Origin of the sequence: Sphingobacterium sp. BIGb0165, from assembly GCF_024810095.1 — a bacterium.
Classification (GTDB): domain Bacteria; phylum Bacteroidota; class Bacteroidia; order Sphingobacteriales; family Sphingobacteriaceae; genus Sphingobacterium; species Sphingobacterium detergens.
The window spans coordinates 38626-53009 of sequence record NZ_JANUEB010000003.1 but is presented as its reverse complement, the minus strand read 5'-3'; the positions used below and the strand labels follow the sequence as shown (position 1 = coordinate 53009).

General features: G+C 37.9%; 11 protein-coding genes and 3 tRNA genes. 5 read left to right on the top strand and 9 right to left on the bottom strand.

Features of this window, described 5'->3' with window-relative positions:
- Positions 1-5 precede the first annotated feature (5 nt).
- From M2408_RS06820 to M2408_RS06810, 3 genes are all read right to left on the bottom strand, one after another.
- Positions 6-884 (bottom strand): exopolyphosphatase, encoded by an 879-nt coding sequence (locus M2408_RS06820; protein ID WP_120260602.1) that lies wholly within the window; start codon positions 882-884, stop codon positions 6-8.
- Between the two features lie 533 nt (positions 885-1417).
- Positions 1418-1963: a hypothetical protein gene (locus M2408_RS06815; RefSeq protein ID WP_259180357.1), complete on the bottom strand. Its 546-nt coding sequence runs from the start codon at positions 1961-1963 to the stop codon at positions 1418-1420.
- Positions 1964-2038: 75 nt separating this feature from the next.
- The gene (locus M2408_RS06810) at positions 2039-4615 is read right to left on the bottom strand and encodes a phosphoenolpyruvate carboxylase (protein WP_259180356.1); all 2577 of its coding nucleotides are present in this window, start codon (positions 4613-4615) and stop codon (positions 2039-2041) included.
- 259 nt (positions 4616-4874) lie between these two features.
- Here M2408_RS06810 and M2408_RS06805 point away from each other — a divergent pair, with 259 nt between their 5' ends.
- Entirely contained in the window at positions 4875-7067 is a 2193-nt protein-coding gene (locus M2408_RS06805) for an FUSC family membrane protein (protein ID WP_259180355.1), read from the top strand.
- Positions 7068-7098: 31 nt separating this feature from the next.
- A complete protein-coding gene (locus tag M2408_RS06800; protein ID WP_259180354.1) occupies positions 7099-8085 on the top strand; it encodes a YpdA family putative bacillithiol disulfide reductase in 987 nt (328 codons plus the stop codon).
- On the opposite strand, the gene M2408_RS06795 is transcribed toward M2408_RS06800, so the two are convergent.
- Complete coding sequence (locus M2408_RS06795; RefSeq protein WP_259180353.1) at positions 8082-8696, bottom strand: TetR/AcrR family transcriptional regulator; 615 nt, start codon at positions 8694-8696, stop codon at positions 8082-8084. The two genes, M2408_RS06800 and M2408_RS06795, sit on opposite strands and share 4 nt — an antisense overlap.
- Before the next feature lie 104 nt (positions 8697-8800).
- Between M2408_RS06795 and murB the strand changes: the two genes are divergently transcribed.
- The 3 genes from murB to M2408_RS06780 all read left to right on the top strand — a co-directional run bounded on the left by murB (position 8801) and on the right by M2408_RS06780 (position 10865).
- Positions 8801-9817, top strand: coding sequence for a UDP-N-acetylmuramate dehydrogenase (gene murB / locus M2408_RS06790; RefSeq protein ID WP_259180352.1), 1017 nt, complete (start codon positions 8801-8803; stop codon positions 9815-9817).
- Positions 9818-10077: 260 nt separating this feature from the next.
- Positions 10078-10587 carry an RNA polymerase sigma factor gene (locus M2408_RS06785; RefSeq protein WP_120260597.1) on the top strand — a complete coding sequence of 170 codons (510 nt, stop codon included), beginning with the start codon at positions 10078-10080 and terminating at the stop codon, positions 10585-10587.
- 32 nt (positions 10588-10619) lie between these two features.
- Positions 10620-10865, top strand: coding sequence for a cytochrome b5 domain-containing protein (locus M2408_RS06780; protein WP_259181124.1), 246 nt, complete (start codon positions 10620-10622; stop codon positions 10863-10865).
- A gap of 7 nt (positions 10866-10872) precedes the next feature.
- On the opposite strand, the gene M2408_RS06775 is transcribed toward M2408_RS06780, so the two are convergent.
- From M2408_RS06775 to mgtE, 5 genes are all read right to left on the bottom strand, one after another.
- The gene (locus tag M2408_RS06775; RefSeq protein ID WP_259180351.1) at positions 10873-11787 is read right to left on the bottom strand and encodes a PfkB family carbohydrate kinase; all 915 of its coding nucleotides are present in this window, start codon (positions 11785-11787) and stop codon (positions 10873-10875) included.
- Between the two features lie 57 nt (positions 11788-11844).
- Positions 11845-11918, bottom strand: a tRNA-Asn gene (locus tag M2408_RS06770).
- Positions 11919-12012: 94 nt separating this feature from the next.
- Positions 12013-12086: transfer RNA gene (locus tag M2408_RS06765), tRNA-Asn, on the bottom strand.
- 51 nt (positions 12087-12137) lie between these two features.
- Positions 12138-12211 (bottom strand) — tRNA-Asn (locus M2408_RS06760).
- Between the two features lie 260 nt (positions 12212-12471).
- Entirely contained in the window at positions 12472-13848 is a 1377-nt protein-coding gene (gene mgtE, locus M2408_RS06755; RefSeq protein ID WP_259180350.1) for a magnesium transporter, read from the bottom strand.
- Positions 13849-14384 lie beyond the last annotated feature (536 nt).

Here is a 14384-nt window from a genome sequence, read left to right as displayed (position 1 = left end):
ATACTTTATTTCACTAAATTCCTATTGATCAAGGTTCTAATTACACCATCGACCAAACCTACACGGGGAACAATGATTTGTTTTAGACGACCATATTTCATAATCGTCAGAAAAATCTCACTAGCAGGGATAATTACATCCGCTCTATCTTCATTAAGACCTAGTAAAATAATACGTTCCTTTAAAGAGAAAGACGATAAATGTTCATACACCGCTTTCAATTTTGCATAAGACAATGGCTTATCCAATTTCTCATTGGACAACCGGGCCAATTTATTGATGTTACCACCGGTTCCTATCCCGATGACCTGTTTATACATATGTGTGTTGCTTCGAACCCACTCTTTAAGTTCATCCCAAGTTTCTGCTTTATCCTGATTATCCAAAATACGTATTGTCCCTAAATTAAAGGATCTTGAATTCACCAGTACACCATTCGCAAATAAAGACAATTCGGTGCTACCACCACCTACATCGATATAAAGATATACCTTGTCTTTTTCCATCTTATTATCCCAATGGCTGTTGTAAATAATTTCAGCTTCCTTCGCTCCTTCTATAATATCTATATTGATTCCGTTTTTCTTGACTTCCGCAACAATATCAGCACCATTTTTAGCATCACGCATCGCAGACGTTGCACAGGCCATATAGTCTTCAACATGATAAACATCCATCAATTCGCGAAATGCCTTCATCGTTTTTATCAAGCTCTCTGCCTTTCTGGGAGAAATTTCCTGTTGAATGAATGCATCATCGCCCAGGCGTAAAGGAACCCGTAAAAGCGTATTTTTTTTAAAATTGTATTGATCCTTTTGGCCAATGATATCAGCGATCAAAAGACGGACCGCATTGGAGCCTATGTCTATAGCAGCGTATCTCACGTTATATTGTTTCTTATCTATTATTTGATTAAATCATGCTAAAATAACCACAGTTATTAATAACTGTATTATAGTAATGTTAAGTTATTATTAATTTAACAACTCAACAAATTATTTCTCTTTTTGACTCCCCTATTTTTATGAAAAACCGCATCTATTTCATCCCAAAAATAAAACCTATTTCGAATTACAGCGCTTAAAATGGCGTTCAGAAATATCTTGCAAAATCCCAATATAAACACCCAGCAGTATGGTTTTATCATCTTCTCAGCGGTCTTATTTGCTGTTATTTATAAACCATTCAATTATCTATAAAGAATGACAAGGAAACGACAGTATAAATCCTTCATGCTTCACAGGCTCCGACACCTATGAAAATAGACTGAAGGTGCTCTCTGGTCTATAAACGGAGTGTGGCGAGCGCATTGATACCTCAAAGAAAGAATACGAATCAATAAAAACAGCCATTTTCAGAAAAAAAAAGGAATATTCAGCTAACCGAATATTCCTTTTCTTCCTATATAAGTTGCTATTTAGTGGTGACCGTGGCCTTCCACTTTTCCACCAGCCAATTTATAGATTTCTTCAACTTTTTTCAAAGATTCCTCGGAAACATGAATAACACTATGATTGGTGTTATGTTCTTCACGGGTTAATCTGCTATTGATCTCACCTTGTTTTTCAAGAACCAATGCTAAAAAAGCTTTATCATTGAATGCAGCAGTGCTATCTGATCCGATTGAAGCCGGAGTTTGAAACGCAGGTACACCGCGTTGTGCATCACCTACATGTAACTCTTTTGCCAAACCATCCAACTCAGGCAATACGGTCGCATAAGCTTCTTTAATTTTAGCCGCTACATTCTTAACTTCTGTTGAAGTTGATTGTTTTGCCGCTACATCAGCAAGGTTTACTAAATAGTTACCTTCCTCACCAACGAATTTAATCATTGCAAAAGCATCACCATCTGCTAGAGATGCATTGGCATATTGACGCTGTCTATTTGCAGCTGTTTCACCACAAGACGCAAATACAGTACTCGCACAAGCAGCTACAATAAATAACTTATTAATCTTCATATCAATTTTGTTAACTATACAAAAGTAGATAAAATATACTTTCTGCGAAACCCAATCCGCGAAAAGAAACAAAAATTACGCAACATTCCTTCCTGCATTGATGACACCGAATATTGTCCGTGCGATCAACTTTGAATAATCCTCCCGTTGTGCCTCATCCAGTTTATCGGAATTGAGTGCACGAATTGCATAATGTTGAATCACCAACAAAGGCAATACGATGCCTTCTCGCGCCAAAATTGACTCACGGTCTACAGGATAGTTCTCCATCAATTTAGATGTCCCACTGAGCTTTAACAGATACTCTTTGGTAATCTGATATTCCGCATGAAGATTTTTCCAAAATTCACCATACACCTTATCTTCCTTCATGTAAGCTGTGATATCAAAATTAGATTTGGTCATGGACATCATACAGTTGTCGATCAAGGTCTGGAAGAATCCCGAAGAAACATACAATTGTTGTACATCTTTCCATAGATTATTCTTCTCGGCCCACTGTAAAGCTGTCCCAACCCCGTAAAACCCAGGGATATTTTGCTTCAACTGACTCCACGAAGTAACGAAACTGATCGCACGTAGATCTTCGAGGCGTAATTCCCGTCCTGAATTCCTTTTTACAGGTCGGCTTGAAATATTGATGGATGAAAGTGCTTTCAACGGAGACATCGTTTCCAGATAAGGCAGGAATAACTTATTGGTACGAAGATCCATAAATTTATGATGGCTCAATTCGGCCAATTTATCAATAATTTCTTGCTGATGTTTGGTCAGCGTGTCACCTACCCGTTGTTTTAAATCAGAGATAATACCCGCATGTAGGAGCTGCTCTATATTAAATCGAGCCGTATCCAAGGAGCCGTATTGGCTACTGATCGTCTGTCCCTGTATCGTTAATTGAATATGATCATTGGCAATTTCCTTACCCATGGAAGCATAAAAGCGTTGTGTTTTACCTCCTCCACGTGCCGGAGGTCCACCACGTCCATCAAAAAAGACAAGATCAACATCGTATTCGCGGGAGATGGCCGTCAACTCTATTTTTGCTCTATAGATTGACCAGTTTGCCATTAGGTAACCACCATCTTTTGTACTATCCGAATAGCCCAGCATAATGGTCTGCTTGTTTCCTCTGCGTTTCAGATGTGCCTTATATTCTTTGTTGCTATAGAGCGTTTTCATGACATCGGCAGCTCTGGTCAAATCATCCACTGTTTCAAATAGAGGTACGAAATCTATTGTTAATGCATCTTTCTTCCAACCAGACCACAAAAACAACTGACGCAATCCCAAAATATCACTTGCTTGCTGACAATTACTAATAATAAAACGCTGTGCAGCACGCTCAGAACCCGACCGTTGAATTTCCTTGAGCAATTTAATCACACCAGATGTATCTTTTGTCAATGGATCCGCATCATCTCCGACACTTAAATCCAGTTCCTTAAACTTCAACGCTTTCTGTTTATCAGCTTCATTCAGTTCCAAGTAATTTAATGGAACACCAGTAGCTTCCTGATTTTGTTGAATCAAATAATCTGTTGCATCACGTAGTATACGGCTATCTTGTCTGATATCTAAAGTCGTGAAAAAACAACCGAATGTCATTACTTTACGAAGCAAATCATCAACAATCTCAACAAAGAGACCATTGTGATATTCTTCCAATACGTTTTTGATCGCCTTTAAATTCGTAATGATATTGTCGGTTTCATCTTCTGGATGTTCGACAGGGTTAAAGCTATTTTCGTAAAACAGGGTCTGCAAGTTCTCCATATATTCCTCGACACCTCTGAATGTAATACGACGTCTTACAATACGGAAATCGCGGTAATAACATCTAAACAAAATAGTACGCAATAAAGCGGCTACTTTCTTGGTGCTTTCAACGCTTACATTCGGATTTCCATCACGGTCTCCCCCTGGCCAAAAGCCCAATTCGATAAGCTGTTTTACCTCTTCAGTATTAACATCCAATTCATCGTCAATGAAAGACTGGATCTCGGAAGCTACCTTATAAAATACATTTTCCAAAAACCAAGCTAAACTTGCTGCCTCGTCCACCGGTGTAGGCTTATTTTTATTGATAAATGGTGTTTTACCTAACTGCTGTAACAATAAATGTATACTATGGATATCATTGGTCTTTATTGCATCGATCAGATCATTAATAATCCCCAATACTGGTCCAGGATAAAATTGAGTGGGGTGAGCGGTAAGTACAAGACGAACGGAGAAATCTTTTAATTTGGAAACGATTTTTCGTCGCATATCACCATTCCCTTCAGCGTTCTTGATCAATGCCCCCAAGACATTTTCATCATCACCACGGCCGACCATTTGAAATGACGAATCCTCTATTGCATCAAATAATACAACCTGACGTTCTATATATTGGACAAAACGAAATAGTAAGTCAATACGCTGTTCTTCCGAAGAGAACTCTTCATGCTGATCAAAAAAACTCTTTATAATCTCATCTGGAGTCAAATGTTGGTCAACACCCTTCTCGCACTGCTTTGCAAAAAATGGCAATAAAGTACCTGTATCTTTAACACGTTGAAATGGTAATGTTAAAAACAAACTTTTAAAAAGTTCAAAGCGTGTCAATACCTCGTCCTGAAAGACGGCCTCATTTTTACTTTGCTTCATATTTAAATCTTTGAAAAATGGTCAAGAGAGTTTAGGTGACTCTTGAGTTTTTGTAATATATCTGAAATTACCCTATGTGCCAAATATAGCAATATTATATTTAAACAAATAAAAAAATATAAATTAATCAAAAAAAACATCAAAATATTATAAAGATATTAATGAAATTTAGTAATTTTTCGTTTTTAGTATATTATTACAGCAAATCGGGAAACCACAGGCTAATATAGCCTTATCTCGTATATTTGTGCTATACATTATGAAACAGACACAAGAAATAAAAAGTTTTTTCTACAGTCAATATTTTGCGGATGGACTCCGGATCACCATCGGATGTATTGTGCCTGTCCTTATATTTGCTACCATCGGACAGTTTACCAATGGAACCATTGTATCTTTGGGAGCTCTTTTAGTTGGACTGTCCGACACCCCGGGGGCTCCGAGTCATAGACGCAAAGGTATGATTGCAGGAGCAATACTGACCACTTTGACATTTATCCTCACCAATCTTGTCAATCAAAATGTATATCTCCTCGCTATTTTTATCGGAATAGCCTGTTTTATCTTTGCAATGTTTGCGGTATTCAATGGTCGGGCGGCCAATGTAGGCTTGATGTGTATACTGATGATGCTGATCCACGTACAGATACACTACCCTCTTGACCAAGCGATTAACTATCTAGGATTCTATACACTTGGCGGGCTTTGGTATATTGCAATCAGCCTTTCCATCACACAAGTACGTCCCTATCGATTAGCCGAACAGGAACTCGCAGAAACCATTCGCTATGTGGCAGATTATATTCGACTAAAAGCAAACTTTTATGATGCCAAAATTGACAATGATAAAAATTACCTTAAACTGATTGACAAACAAGTTGAAGTAAATCAGCATCAGGAAAACGTTAGAGATCTACTATTTCAAAGTAAAAGATCTATTAAGGATACAACAAAAGTAGGCCGTTACCTTACACTGATCTTTAATGATATTGTTGATCTGTTTGAACAAAGTATGGCTGCGCACTATGACTACAATACGATTAGCGAGCGCTTTGGCCCAACGGGCATTCTAGATGATTTCAAGAACGTTATTTTAAAATATACAAACGAGCTCGATAATTTAGCCTACCAGCTCAACACGAATATTCAACCCAAACCGCTATATGATTTCGATGGCGACCTCACACGTCTTCATGCTAAGATTGATCAGCTCGACAAAGAAAATCAATACAGTACCTTCGCATTGCGTAAAGTTCTGATCAATTTACGTGACCTGGTCCGTCGTATAAAAAACATCTATGGCTATTCACACCTGCAACCCGACGATATCAAAAGGAAAGAAATTGACGACGCCAAACGTTTCGTCCAAAGCTCTGCCATTGACCTCAAGAAATTTCGTGAAAACCTTACCTTCAAATCGACAATCTTTAGACATGCTTGTCGTATGGCAATCGTTATGTCAGTCACGTATTATGTTTTTGAGACAACCAATATCACCAATAATGTATATTGGATATTACTGACAATCATGGTTATCCTGAAACCAGGCTTTGGTCTCACAAAAGAGCGAAATATACAACGTCTTATCGGAACTACCATCGGCGGGCTAATCGGCGCCGTCATCCTATTGACGATACATGATCCAACGATACTATTCGTGCTGCTGGTCTTTTTCTTCCTGACAGCCTATAGCTTATTTAGAGTCAATTATGTAGTCGCTGTTCTATTTATGACCCCTTACGTATTAATCATGCTCAGCTTTGTAAGCTCGAACACCTTGGAAGTAACCAAAGAACGCATTTTGGACACATTCATCGGAGGTATGATTGCTTTCCTATCCAGTTATATTATTTTTCCGAATTGGGAGAGTATGCAGGTAAAGGAATCTATGCGAAAGCTTTTGATCGCCAATTACAATTATATCTTCCAGGCATTAAAAGAAATTGCTGGACAGGCCCCATCGATTACTGACTATAAATTAGCGAGAAAAGCCGTTTATGTCGAAACCGCGAATATGGGATCTACCTTTCAACGTATGCTGACTGAACCTAAAAAAAGACAGAAATACAGCAAAGAGGTCAATAAATTTGTGATATTCAATCATATTCTAGCTTCGTTTTCTGTTACACTGATGAATCACTTGGATGAAATGGATAACAATTACCTCAACAAAGACCATGTCAGGACTATAAGAAAAATATTGAACAGCTTGGATCAATCTATTCAATTACTGTATTCACAAGATTCCAGTGCAGTATTTTCACCTATGGAAATAGAGATATCTAATCATCTTTTTGACAACAGCGACATCAATTCCGCTGATGGGAAGCTCCTGGAAGAGCAATTAGAGTTCCTATATAAAATTGCACAGGACTTAAATAAGATTGTTCAGGATCTCCATGACAAAAGCGCTGCCGAACAAGCAGCAGAATTATCTAAGTTGGCAAGCTAGTTTATTCTAAAAATTAGCGAAATTTACATTTATGAGCGAAAACACAACAGCCCCCTATGACATCATTATCGTTGGAGGAGGACCTATCGGCCTAGCCTGTGCCTTGGAAGCAAAACAGGCCAATCTCAACTACCTCATTTTGGAAAAAGGATGTTTAGTCAATTCGCTCTATAACTATCCCCAAAATATGACCTTTTTTTCTTCCTCTGAGCGACTGGAGATTGGGGATATCCCTTTTGTAACAACTAATCCAAAGCCCCGAAGGACGGAAGCCTTAGAATATTACAGACGCATTCAACAGAAATTTGAATTGGATACTCACCTGTTTGAAGAAGTACTGGATATCAAGAAAAACGAGACCGAAAACTTTTATGTCATAACAAGCAAACGTAGTTACACAACAAGAAAAGTTATCATTGCTACTGGCTTTTATGACATCCCCATGCTACTCGATATCCCTGGGGAAGAACTTAACAAGGTGAGACACTACTATGATGATCCTCATTACTATAGTGGTCAAAAGGTAATTGTCGTAGGAGCAAGCAATTCATCCATAGATGCTGCTTTGGAAACATTTCGTAAAGGAGCAAAGGTTACCTTAGTGATTCGGAGTAATGAAATCAGCCCAAGGGTAAAATATTGGGTCAAACCGGACATTGAGAATAGAATTGCCGCTGGGGAAATCGATGTACTTTACAACAGTGAATTAACATCGGTTACCGAAACGAGCGCCACTATCCAAACATCGACAGGCATCATTGAGATAGAAAATGATTTTGTACTTGCGCTGACTGGATATCGGCCAAATTTTGACTTTCTAAGCAAGGTAGGAATTGATATCCCAAGCCAGACACCCTGTATCCCCCATCACAACGAACAGACGATGGAAACCAATATTAAAGGTCTATATTTAGCAGGTGTAGTCTGTGGAGGATTAAATACCCATCTTTGGTTTATTGAAAATTCACGTATCCACGCTAAGCAGATCATCGCACATATAAAGTCAATGTCGATTTAACTACGTTGATAACGCAATCCATTCAAGAAGATTTTCATCATTTTCTTTTGCAAACTGAGAATATGATCAAATTCTTCTTTGGTTGGAAACAGCATATTTTTCATATCTTTCAATATCCCCATACGCATGCCAAATAACGAATACAATAAAATACGAGCCGTCTCGTTCAGATCATCTACCCGAATCTCCCCAGCATCTATACCAATCTTAAGAATTTTTTCAATGATTTCAACCTCACGTAAATAAGATTCTTTGAATACCTGCTCCAATTCATCCGGAAGCTCTTTAACCATTTTCATGGTATATTCGAATAAATTGTAGTATTGATTGATTGCCTTGACACGCATATCAATAGAGTACATCATGATTTCTTCAAAGTTGCCACCTTTATCGATAACCGCCTCGATCTCTTCAATCATTTTATCAATAACATACTCAAAAACAGCAGAATACAAACTGTTTTTATCGGGAAAATAATAATAAAGCAGCGCTTTCGAAAAATTAAGATCTTTAGCTATCTCCGACATCGTGGTTTTAGCCATTCCAAAGTGTGCAAAGCGCCTTGTTGCAGCTTCTAGAATTTTGATCCTTTTTACATCTGCATTACCCATTAAACTTATATTTTTTATCGTTAAATAAACGGTTTATACTATCTTTACCGATTATCATGCTAAAGATAGCTGATTTTTTTGAATTTCTGAAAATTAAAGTCAATATGAAATTAAACATTCAATCGAATATATCTTTGAAACCTTTCAATACATTTGGAATAGAGGAAAAGACAAATTTCTTAATCGAAGTGAATGACAATGAAACACTGACCGAAATTTTTAAACAAGGAATTTTCAAAGAAAACTTCTTTGTTCTTGGCGCTGGTAGCAATATCTTGTTCACTAAGCCCTTTGAAGGATACATTATCCGAATGGCTAGCAAGGGTATACAGTCAAAAATTGAATCGGATCACGTGTATGTTACAGCAAAAGCTGGAGAGGTTTGGAATGACTTCGTTTGGCATTGTATTGAGCATAATTACGCTGGAATAGAGAATATGGCCCTTATTCCGGGTACCGTCGGCGCATCCCCCGTACAGAATATTGGTGCCTATGGCACTGAATTAATGTATGTTTTTCACGAGTGTGAAGCATTTGACACCACACTGGGTACATTTAAAACATTCAAAAAAGAAGACTGCAATTTCTCCTATCGAGACAGTATTTTTAAGACTGAACACAAAGGACGTTTTATTATTACAGAAGTGTCCTACAAACTTAGTCTTACCCCTAATATTAATACAAGCTATGGTGCTATCGAAACAGAGCTAATTAAAGAAAATATAGCCCACCCCACTATTGCCGATATTGCTACTGTTGTATCAAAAATTAGAGTAGAAAAATTACCGGATCCAAGTACCGTTGGCAACGCGGGAAGTTTTTTTAAAAATCCGGTGATCTCCGCAGACAACTTTGAACGATTAACGGCTTTGTACCCAACAATCCCACATTATCCAATGCCCGATCAGCAAACAAAACTAGCGGCGGGTTGGTTAATAGAACAGTGTGGTTGGAAAGGAAAAGAATATGGTCAAGCCGGTGTCTGGAAAAATCAAGCGCTTGTACTAATAAATAGACAAAACGCTACTGGTCAGGAAATCTATGACCTTTCTGTCCAGATTATTAAAGATGTACAGGACAAATTTGGAATTATACTCGAACGCGAAGTTAATTTATTGTAAAGATTCAAAAAAAAACATTTGCGCATATTTGAAACTCAAGATAAAATAATATGGCCCCACTTCGCCTCAACATCATTTAAAACTAATCCTATTTACTCAGGGTTAAAATACGCACACGATTGCACTTCTTAAAAGAATCTTAAAATTACATTAAGAAATCCATTCCTTTCGATTTTGGCGCATTATTTGCCTCATACTTAATGAACCGCATTTTATAAACTTACTGTTTCTTAAAAAGAACAGTTATAATTCATTAAGCTATGACAAAGAATGAATTTGACACCATGGTTATTGAGCAATCAGACTCATTAAAACTCTACGCCAGAAATTTCACCAGCGATTATGAGGATGCTAACGACCTCGTACAGGATACTATCCTTAAAGCTGTAACCTATTTCAAAAATTTCAAAGAAGGGACTAACCTAAAAGGATGGCTTTATACCATCATGAAAAATACGTTTATAAACAACTATAGGCGGATCGTAAAAACCAATTCCTTCATAACAAAAGATGAAGACATCTCCAATTCCAACCTATTGATATCCGCTTCAAGCAATCAGGGTGAAAGTAAGTTCGTTATGGAAGATATTCACGAAGCACTATCCAATCTTTCAGAAGAATACTACATTCCCTTTTCACTCTATTTCGAAGGATTTAAATACCATGAGATATCAGAGCATTTAAACATCCCTATTGGAACTGTAAAGACGAGGATACATGTTGCCCGGAAATTAATGAAACGATCACTATCAGCTTATAAAGTAGCTTAGTTTTTTCTATCTTCGCCTTCTTATAGATCGTGATGACAATAGAAGGATTACCCGAATATAGCAAGAGTCAGCTCGCATTGCGGAATGGTCAGGATAAGCCCCAGATCTGGGTTGCTTACAGCGGCTATATTTATGATGTGAGTGAAAGTAGACTTTGGAAAAATGGCATGCACTATGAGCATTGGGCAGGCCAAGATCTAACTGAGGAGCTTAAAGACGCTCCTCATTCAGACAGTGTATTTTCAAAATTTCAGGTTGTCGGAATCCTGAAAAGTTAATAAAAATCTATAGATTAAATTGAGACAGTGCGACAAAAGCATTGAGACGCTTCTGTATATCTTCCTCGGTAAGATCCACGAGACGATCTGTACCGAACTTTTCTACGCAAAAAGAAGCCAGTGCGGATCCAAAGATCAGTGCATTCTTCATATTGGTAAAATTTAGGCTCTTTACTTTGGCTAAATAACCAATAAATCCACCGGCAAATGAGTCTCCTGCACCTGTCGGATCAAATACATCCGCCAAAGGCAAAGCTGGAGCAGAAAAAATCTGATTCTCACCAAAAAGCAATGCCCCATGCTCACCTTTTTTTATAATCAAATATTTTGGTCCCATAGCCAAAATAACTTTTGCAGCTTTAACCAATGAATATTCACCGGATAGTTGTCTAGCCTCAGCATCATTGATCGTCAAGACATCCACCTTTTGGAGAACTTTCTTTAAATCATCCAGAGCAACATTCATCCAATAATTCATCGTGTCCAGCACAACGAGTTTTGGTTTCCTTTTCAGGCGGGCCAAGGTTGTTAATTGTACTTGTGGAGTTAGATTGCCTAATAAAAGATATTCGCAATCTTGATAGCTATCAGGAATAATTGGGTCGAAATCCGCCAATACATTTAAGTCCGTTGCTAGCGTATCCCGACTATTCATATCATTGTGATATCTTCCAGACCACGAAAACGTTTGTCCTCCTGGAACAATCTGAACACCCGATACATCGATGCCACGATCCTTTATAACAGCAAGATTACGGCTTCCAAAATCTTCTCCAATAACACTGACCAATTTGATTTGATCACATAAATAGGACGCCGCTAAACTCGCAAAAGTACCGGCACCACCTAGAATTTTGTCAGTTTTACCGAACGGTGTTTCAATTGTATCAAAAGCCACCGTACCAATAATTACTAAACTCATAGTTTTTTAATAAGCATGGTAAACAAAAAAACCGGCATAAAGCCGGTTTCAATATTGCTCCTGAAGCTGGGCTCGAACCAGCGACCCTCTGATTAACAGTCAGATGCTCTAACCTGCTGAGCTATTCAGGAATTTTTAATCTTCCGAGAAACTCCTTTCTCATTGAATGCACAAAAATAGTACATTTTTATATTATTCGCAAATAATTTTGTCATTTGCTTGTTGCTCCTGAAGCTGGGCTCGAACCAGCGACCCTCTGATTAACAGTCAGATGCTCTAACCGGCTGAGCTATTCAGGAATGAAAAATTGAATACTTTTAAAAACTCCGGTTATGTAAGTTATTAAATTGCTCCTGAAGCTGGGCTCGAACCAGCGACCCTCTGATTAACAGTCAGATGCTCTAACCTGCTGAGCTATTCAGGAATGTTTTCTTCAATTTTTCCGGAGACCCTATCGCGTTTCCGTGATGCAAGTATCGGAAGATTATTAGAATACTACAAATTTTTTGAACACATTTTTTACAACTTCCTAAAATCCAACTAGAATAATTTATTTTTTCTTTTATCCTGTCCTCACTAAAAACCTTCTTTAAGCAACGCTAACAGCATAATTCTTCTTTTACCTAAATACTAGTAGGAATTATTCGTCCGATTCCCTAAACAAATCAACCCTAAACGTACGGATTAAAGTAATACTCCTTTGAGAATTAGTGTGGCTACGGTAAAATATATTAAAAGACCTGTAACATCCACAAGAGTTGATACAAATGGTGCTGATGAACTCGCAGGGTCGGCACCTAACCTCTTCATTACAAAAGGAAGCATAGATCCCATAAGCGAGCCCCAAAGGACAACACCTATCAAGGACAAGGAAATCACCAAAGCAACCAGTACCCAGTATTCACCATAACTATGCGCAAAGGACTGCCAGGCCATGATCCTCAAAAAACCAAGGGCACCCAGGATAAGCCCAAGCAATAGACCAGACAATATCTCCCTTCGCATTACGCGCCACCAATCCGAAAGAGTTACCTCCCCTAATGCCATCGCTTGTATAATTAATGTAGAAGCTTGCGAACCGCTATTACCACCACTGGAAATAATCACCGGCATTAACGCAAATAACATGATTGCACTCGCCATTTGCTCCTCAAAATGTTCGATGACCGTTGCTGTCAATAATTGCCCTAGAAATAAAACAATCAACCAGCCCGCGCGTTTCTTAACAAGATTTTTGATGGAAACATCCAAATAGGGTTCATCCAAAGCCTCTGTACCACCGATACGTTGCATATCCTCGGTATACTCTTCATTCGCCACCCACAAGATATCATCAACTGTAATGATCCCAAGCATCACCCCCTGTCCATCGACAACCGGAAGCGCAACCCTATTATTCATACGGAAAATATTAATTGCCTCCTCCTGCGGGTCATAGGCATTCAAAGAAATTAATCGATAATCTATGAGATCGCCTACAATTGTTTCGGGCTCTGCCATCAGCACATCTTTGATACGAATATCGTCAATCAATTTACCATTTGAATCTATGACATAAAGCACATCTATAGTCTCAGAATCCTTTCCATATCGACGAATATGCCCCAGTATTCTTTCGATACTCCAATGTGCTTTTACAGTAATATAATCTGGAGTCATCAAGCGCCCGACACTATCTTCGGGATAGCCTAATAAAGCTAAAGCTTCCACCCTATCCTTTGGTGGCAGGAGCAATATTAAATGCTTTATATCATCCTTCATTTCGGAGAAAAAAGAGGTCCGATCATCAGGTGGTAATTCGTTAATTAAAGCACTTATTTTAGCTTTAGAAAGCCTTTTAAAAATTCGATTTTGGGTGGGAAAATCAAGGATCCGAAAAACGTTTACAGCGCGGTTCAAATTTAAGGATTCTATAAAGAGTGAACCATGTTCGGGCAGCTCATCAATCAACTCCTCTACCTCAGAAATATTCAATTCATTTAGAAATTCTTCCAGCCCAACAAAATCACCATTCGCTATCAATTGTTCTATTTGACTTACCTGCATTTCCAGTTCTTCCATATCTTCCTTTCGATTTTAAAATCCTACATCGGTACAAAATTATATGTTACAAAAATCGCTTTTTTAAAGTAAATTCTGAATAAAAAAATAAATAATAAAAAGACCATAAAACTTCATTCATATTTTATCTTCAATGAGTGAACAGCCGGCCGTCCATTTTTCAAAACAAGACATTTTGTCATTACCGAATATTCTCTCCTGTACATCACGATCCGATAAAAAAACAGACAAAACGGACCTTCATAAGAACACCATAGCTCGACCATCATCTTTACAAAAAAAACCGTAAAGAAGAAATTATCTACACACCCCGCTTTCCGGACAAAAAACCTTCTCCCTTTCGTAAGCATAAAATTCGTACGCATAAAAAATGTCCAAATATTTTTCAGCAGGACCTAACTTATAGCTGAATATTTGAGTATATTCGTCACGTGCTTCTTTCCAGTTGAACAACGAATTTCTACAGCGAAAGCAAGCATTTAAAACAAACTAAAAGCAATAAATAAACAGCAAAAAACACAAATACAATAAAATCA

Coding starts and splice junctions, on each gene's coding strand:
- M2408_RS06815 (WP_259180357.1), bottom strand. CDS start 1,963: ATGAAGATTAATAAGTTATTTATTGTAGCTGCTTGTGCGAGTACTGTA.
- M2408_RS06810 (WP_259180356.1), bottom strand. CDS start 4,615: ATGAAGCAAAGTAAAAATGAGGCCGTCTTTCAGGACGAGGTATTGACA.
- M2408_RS06805 (WP_259180355.1), top strand. CDS start 4,875: ATGAAACAGACACAAGAAATAAAAAGTTTTTTCTACAGTCAATATTTT.
- M2408_RS06800 (WP_259180354.1), top strand. CDS start 7,099: ATGAGCGAAAACACAACAGCCCCCTATGACATCATTATCGTTGGAGGA.
- M2408_RS06795 (WP_259180353.1), bottom strand. CDS start 8,696: ATGGGTAATGCAGATGTAAAAAGGATCAAAATTCTAGAAGCTGCAACA.
- murB (WP_259180352.1), top strand. CDS start 8,801: ATGAAATTAAACATTCAATCGAATATATCTTTGAAACCTTTCAATACA.
- M2408_RS06785 (WP_120260597.1), top strand. CDS start 10,078: ATGACAAAGAATGAATTTGACACCATGGTTATTGAGCAATCAGACTCA.
- M2408_RS06780 (WP_259181124.1), top strand. CDS start 10,620: ATGACAATAGAAGGATTACCCGAATATAGCAAGAGTCAGCTCGCATTG.
- M2408_RS06775 (WP_259180351.1), bottom strand. CDS start 11,787: ATGAGTTTAGTAATTATTGGTACGGTGGCTTTTGATACAATTGAAACA.
- mgtE (WP_259180350.1), bottom strand. CDS start 13,848: ATGGAAGAACTGGAAATGCAGGTAAGTCAAATAGAACAATTGATAGCG.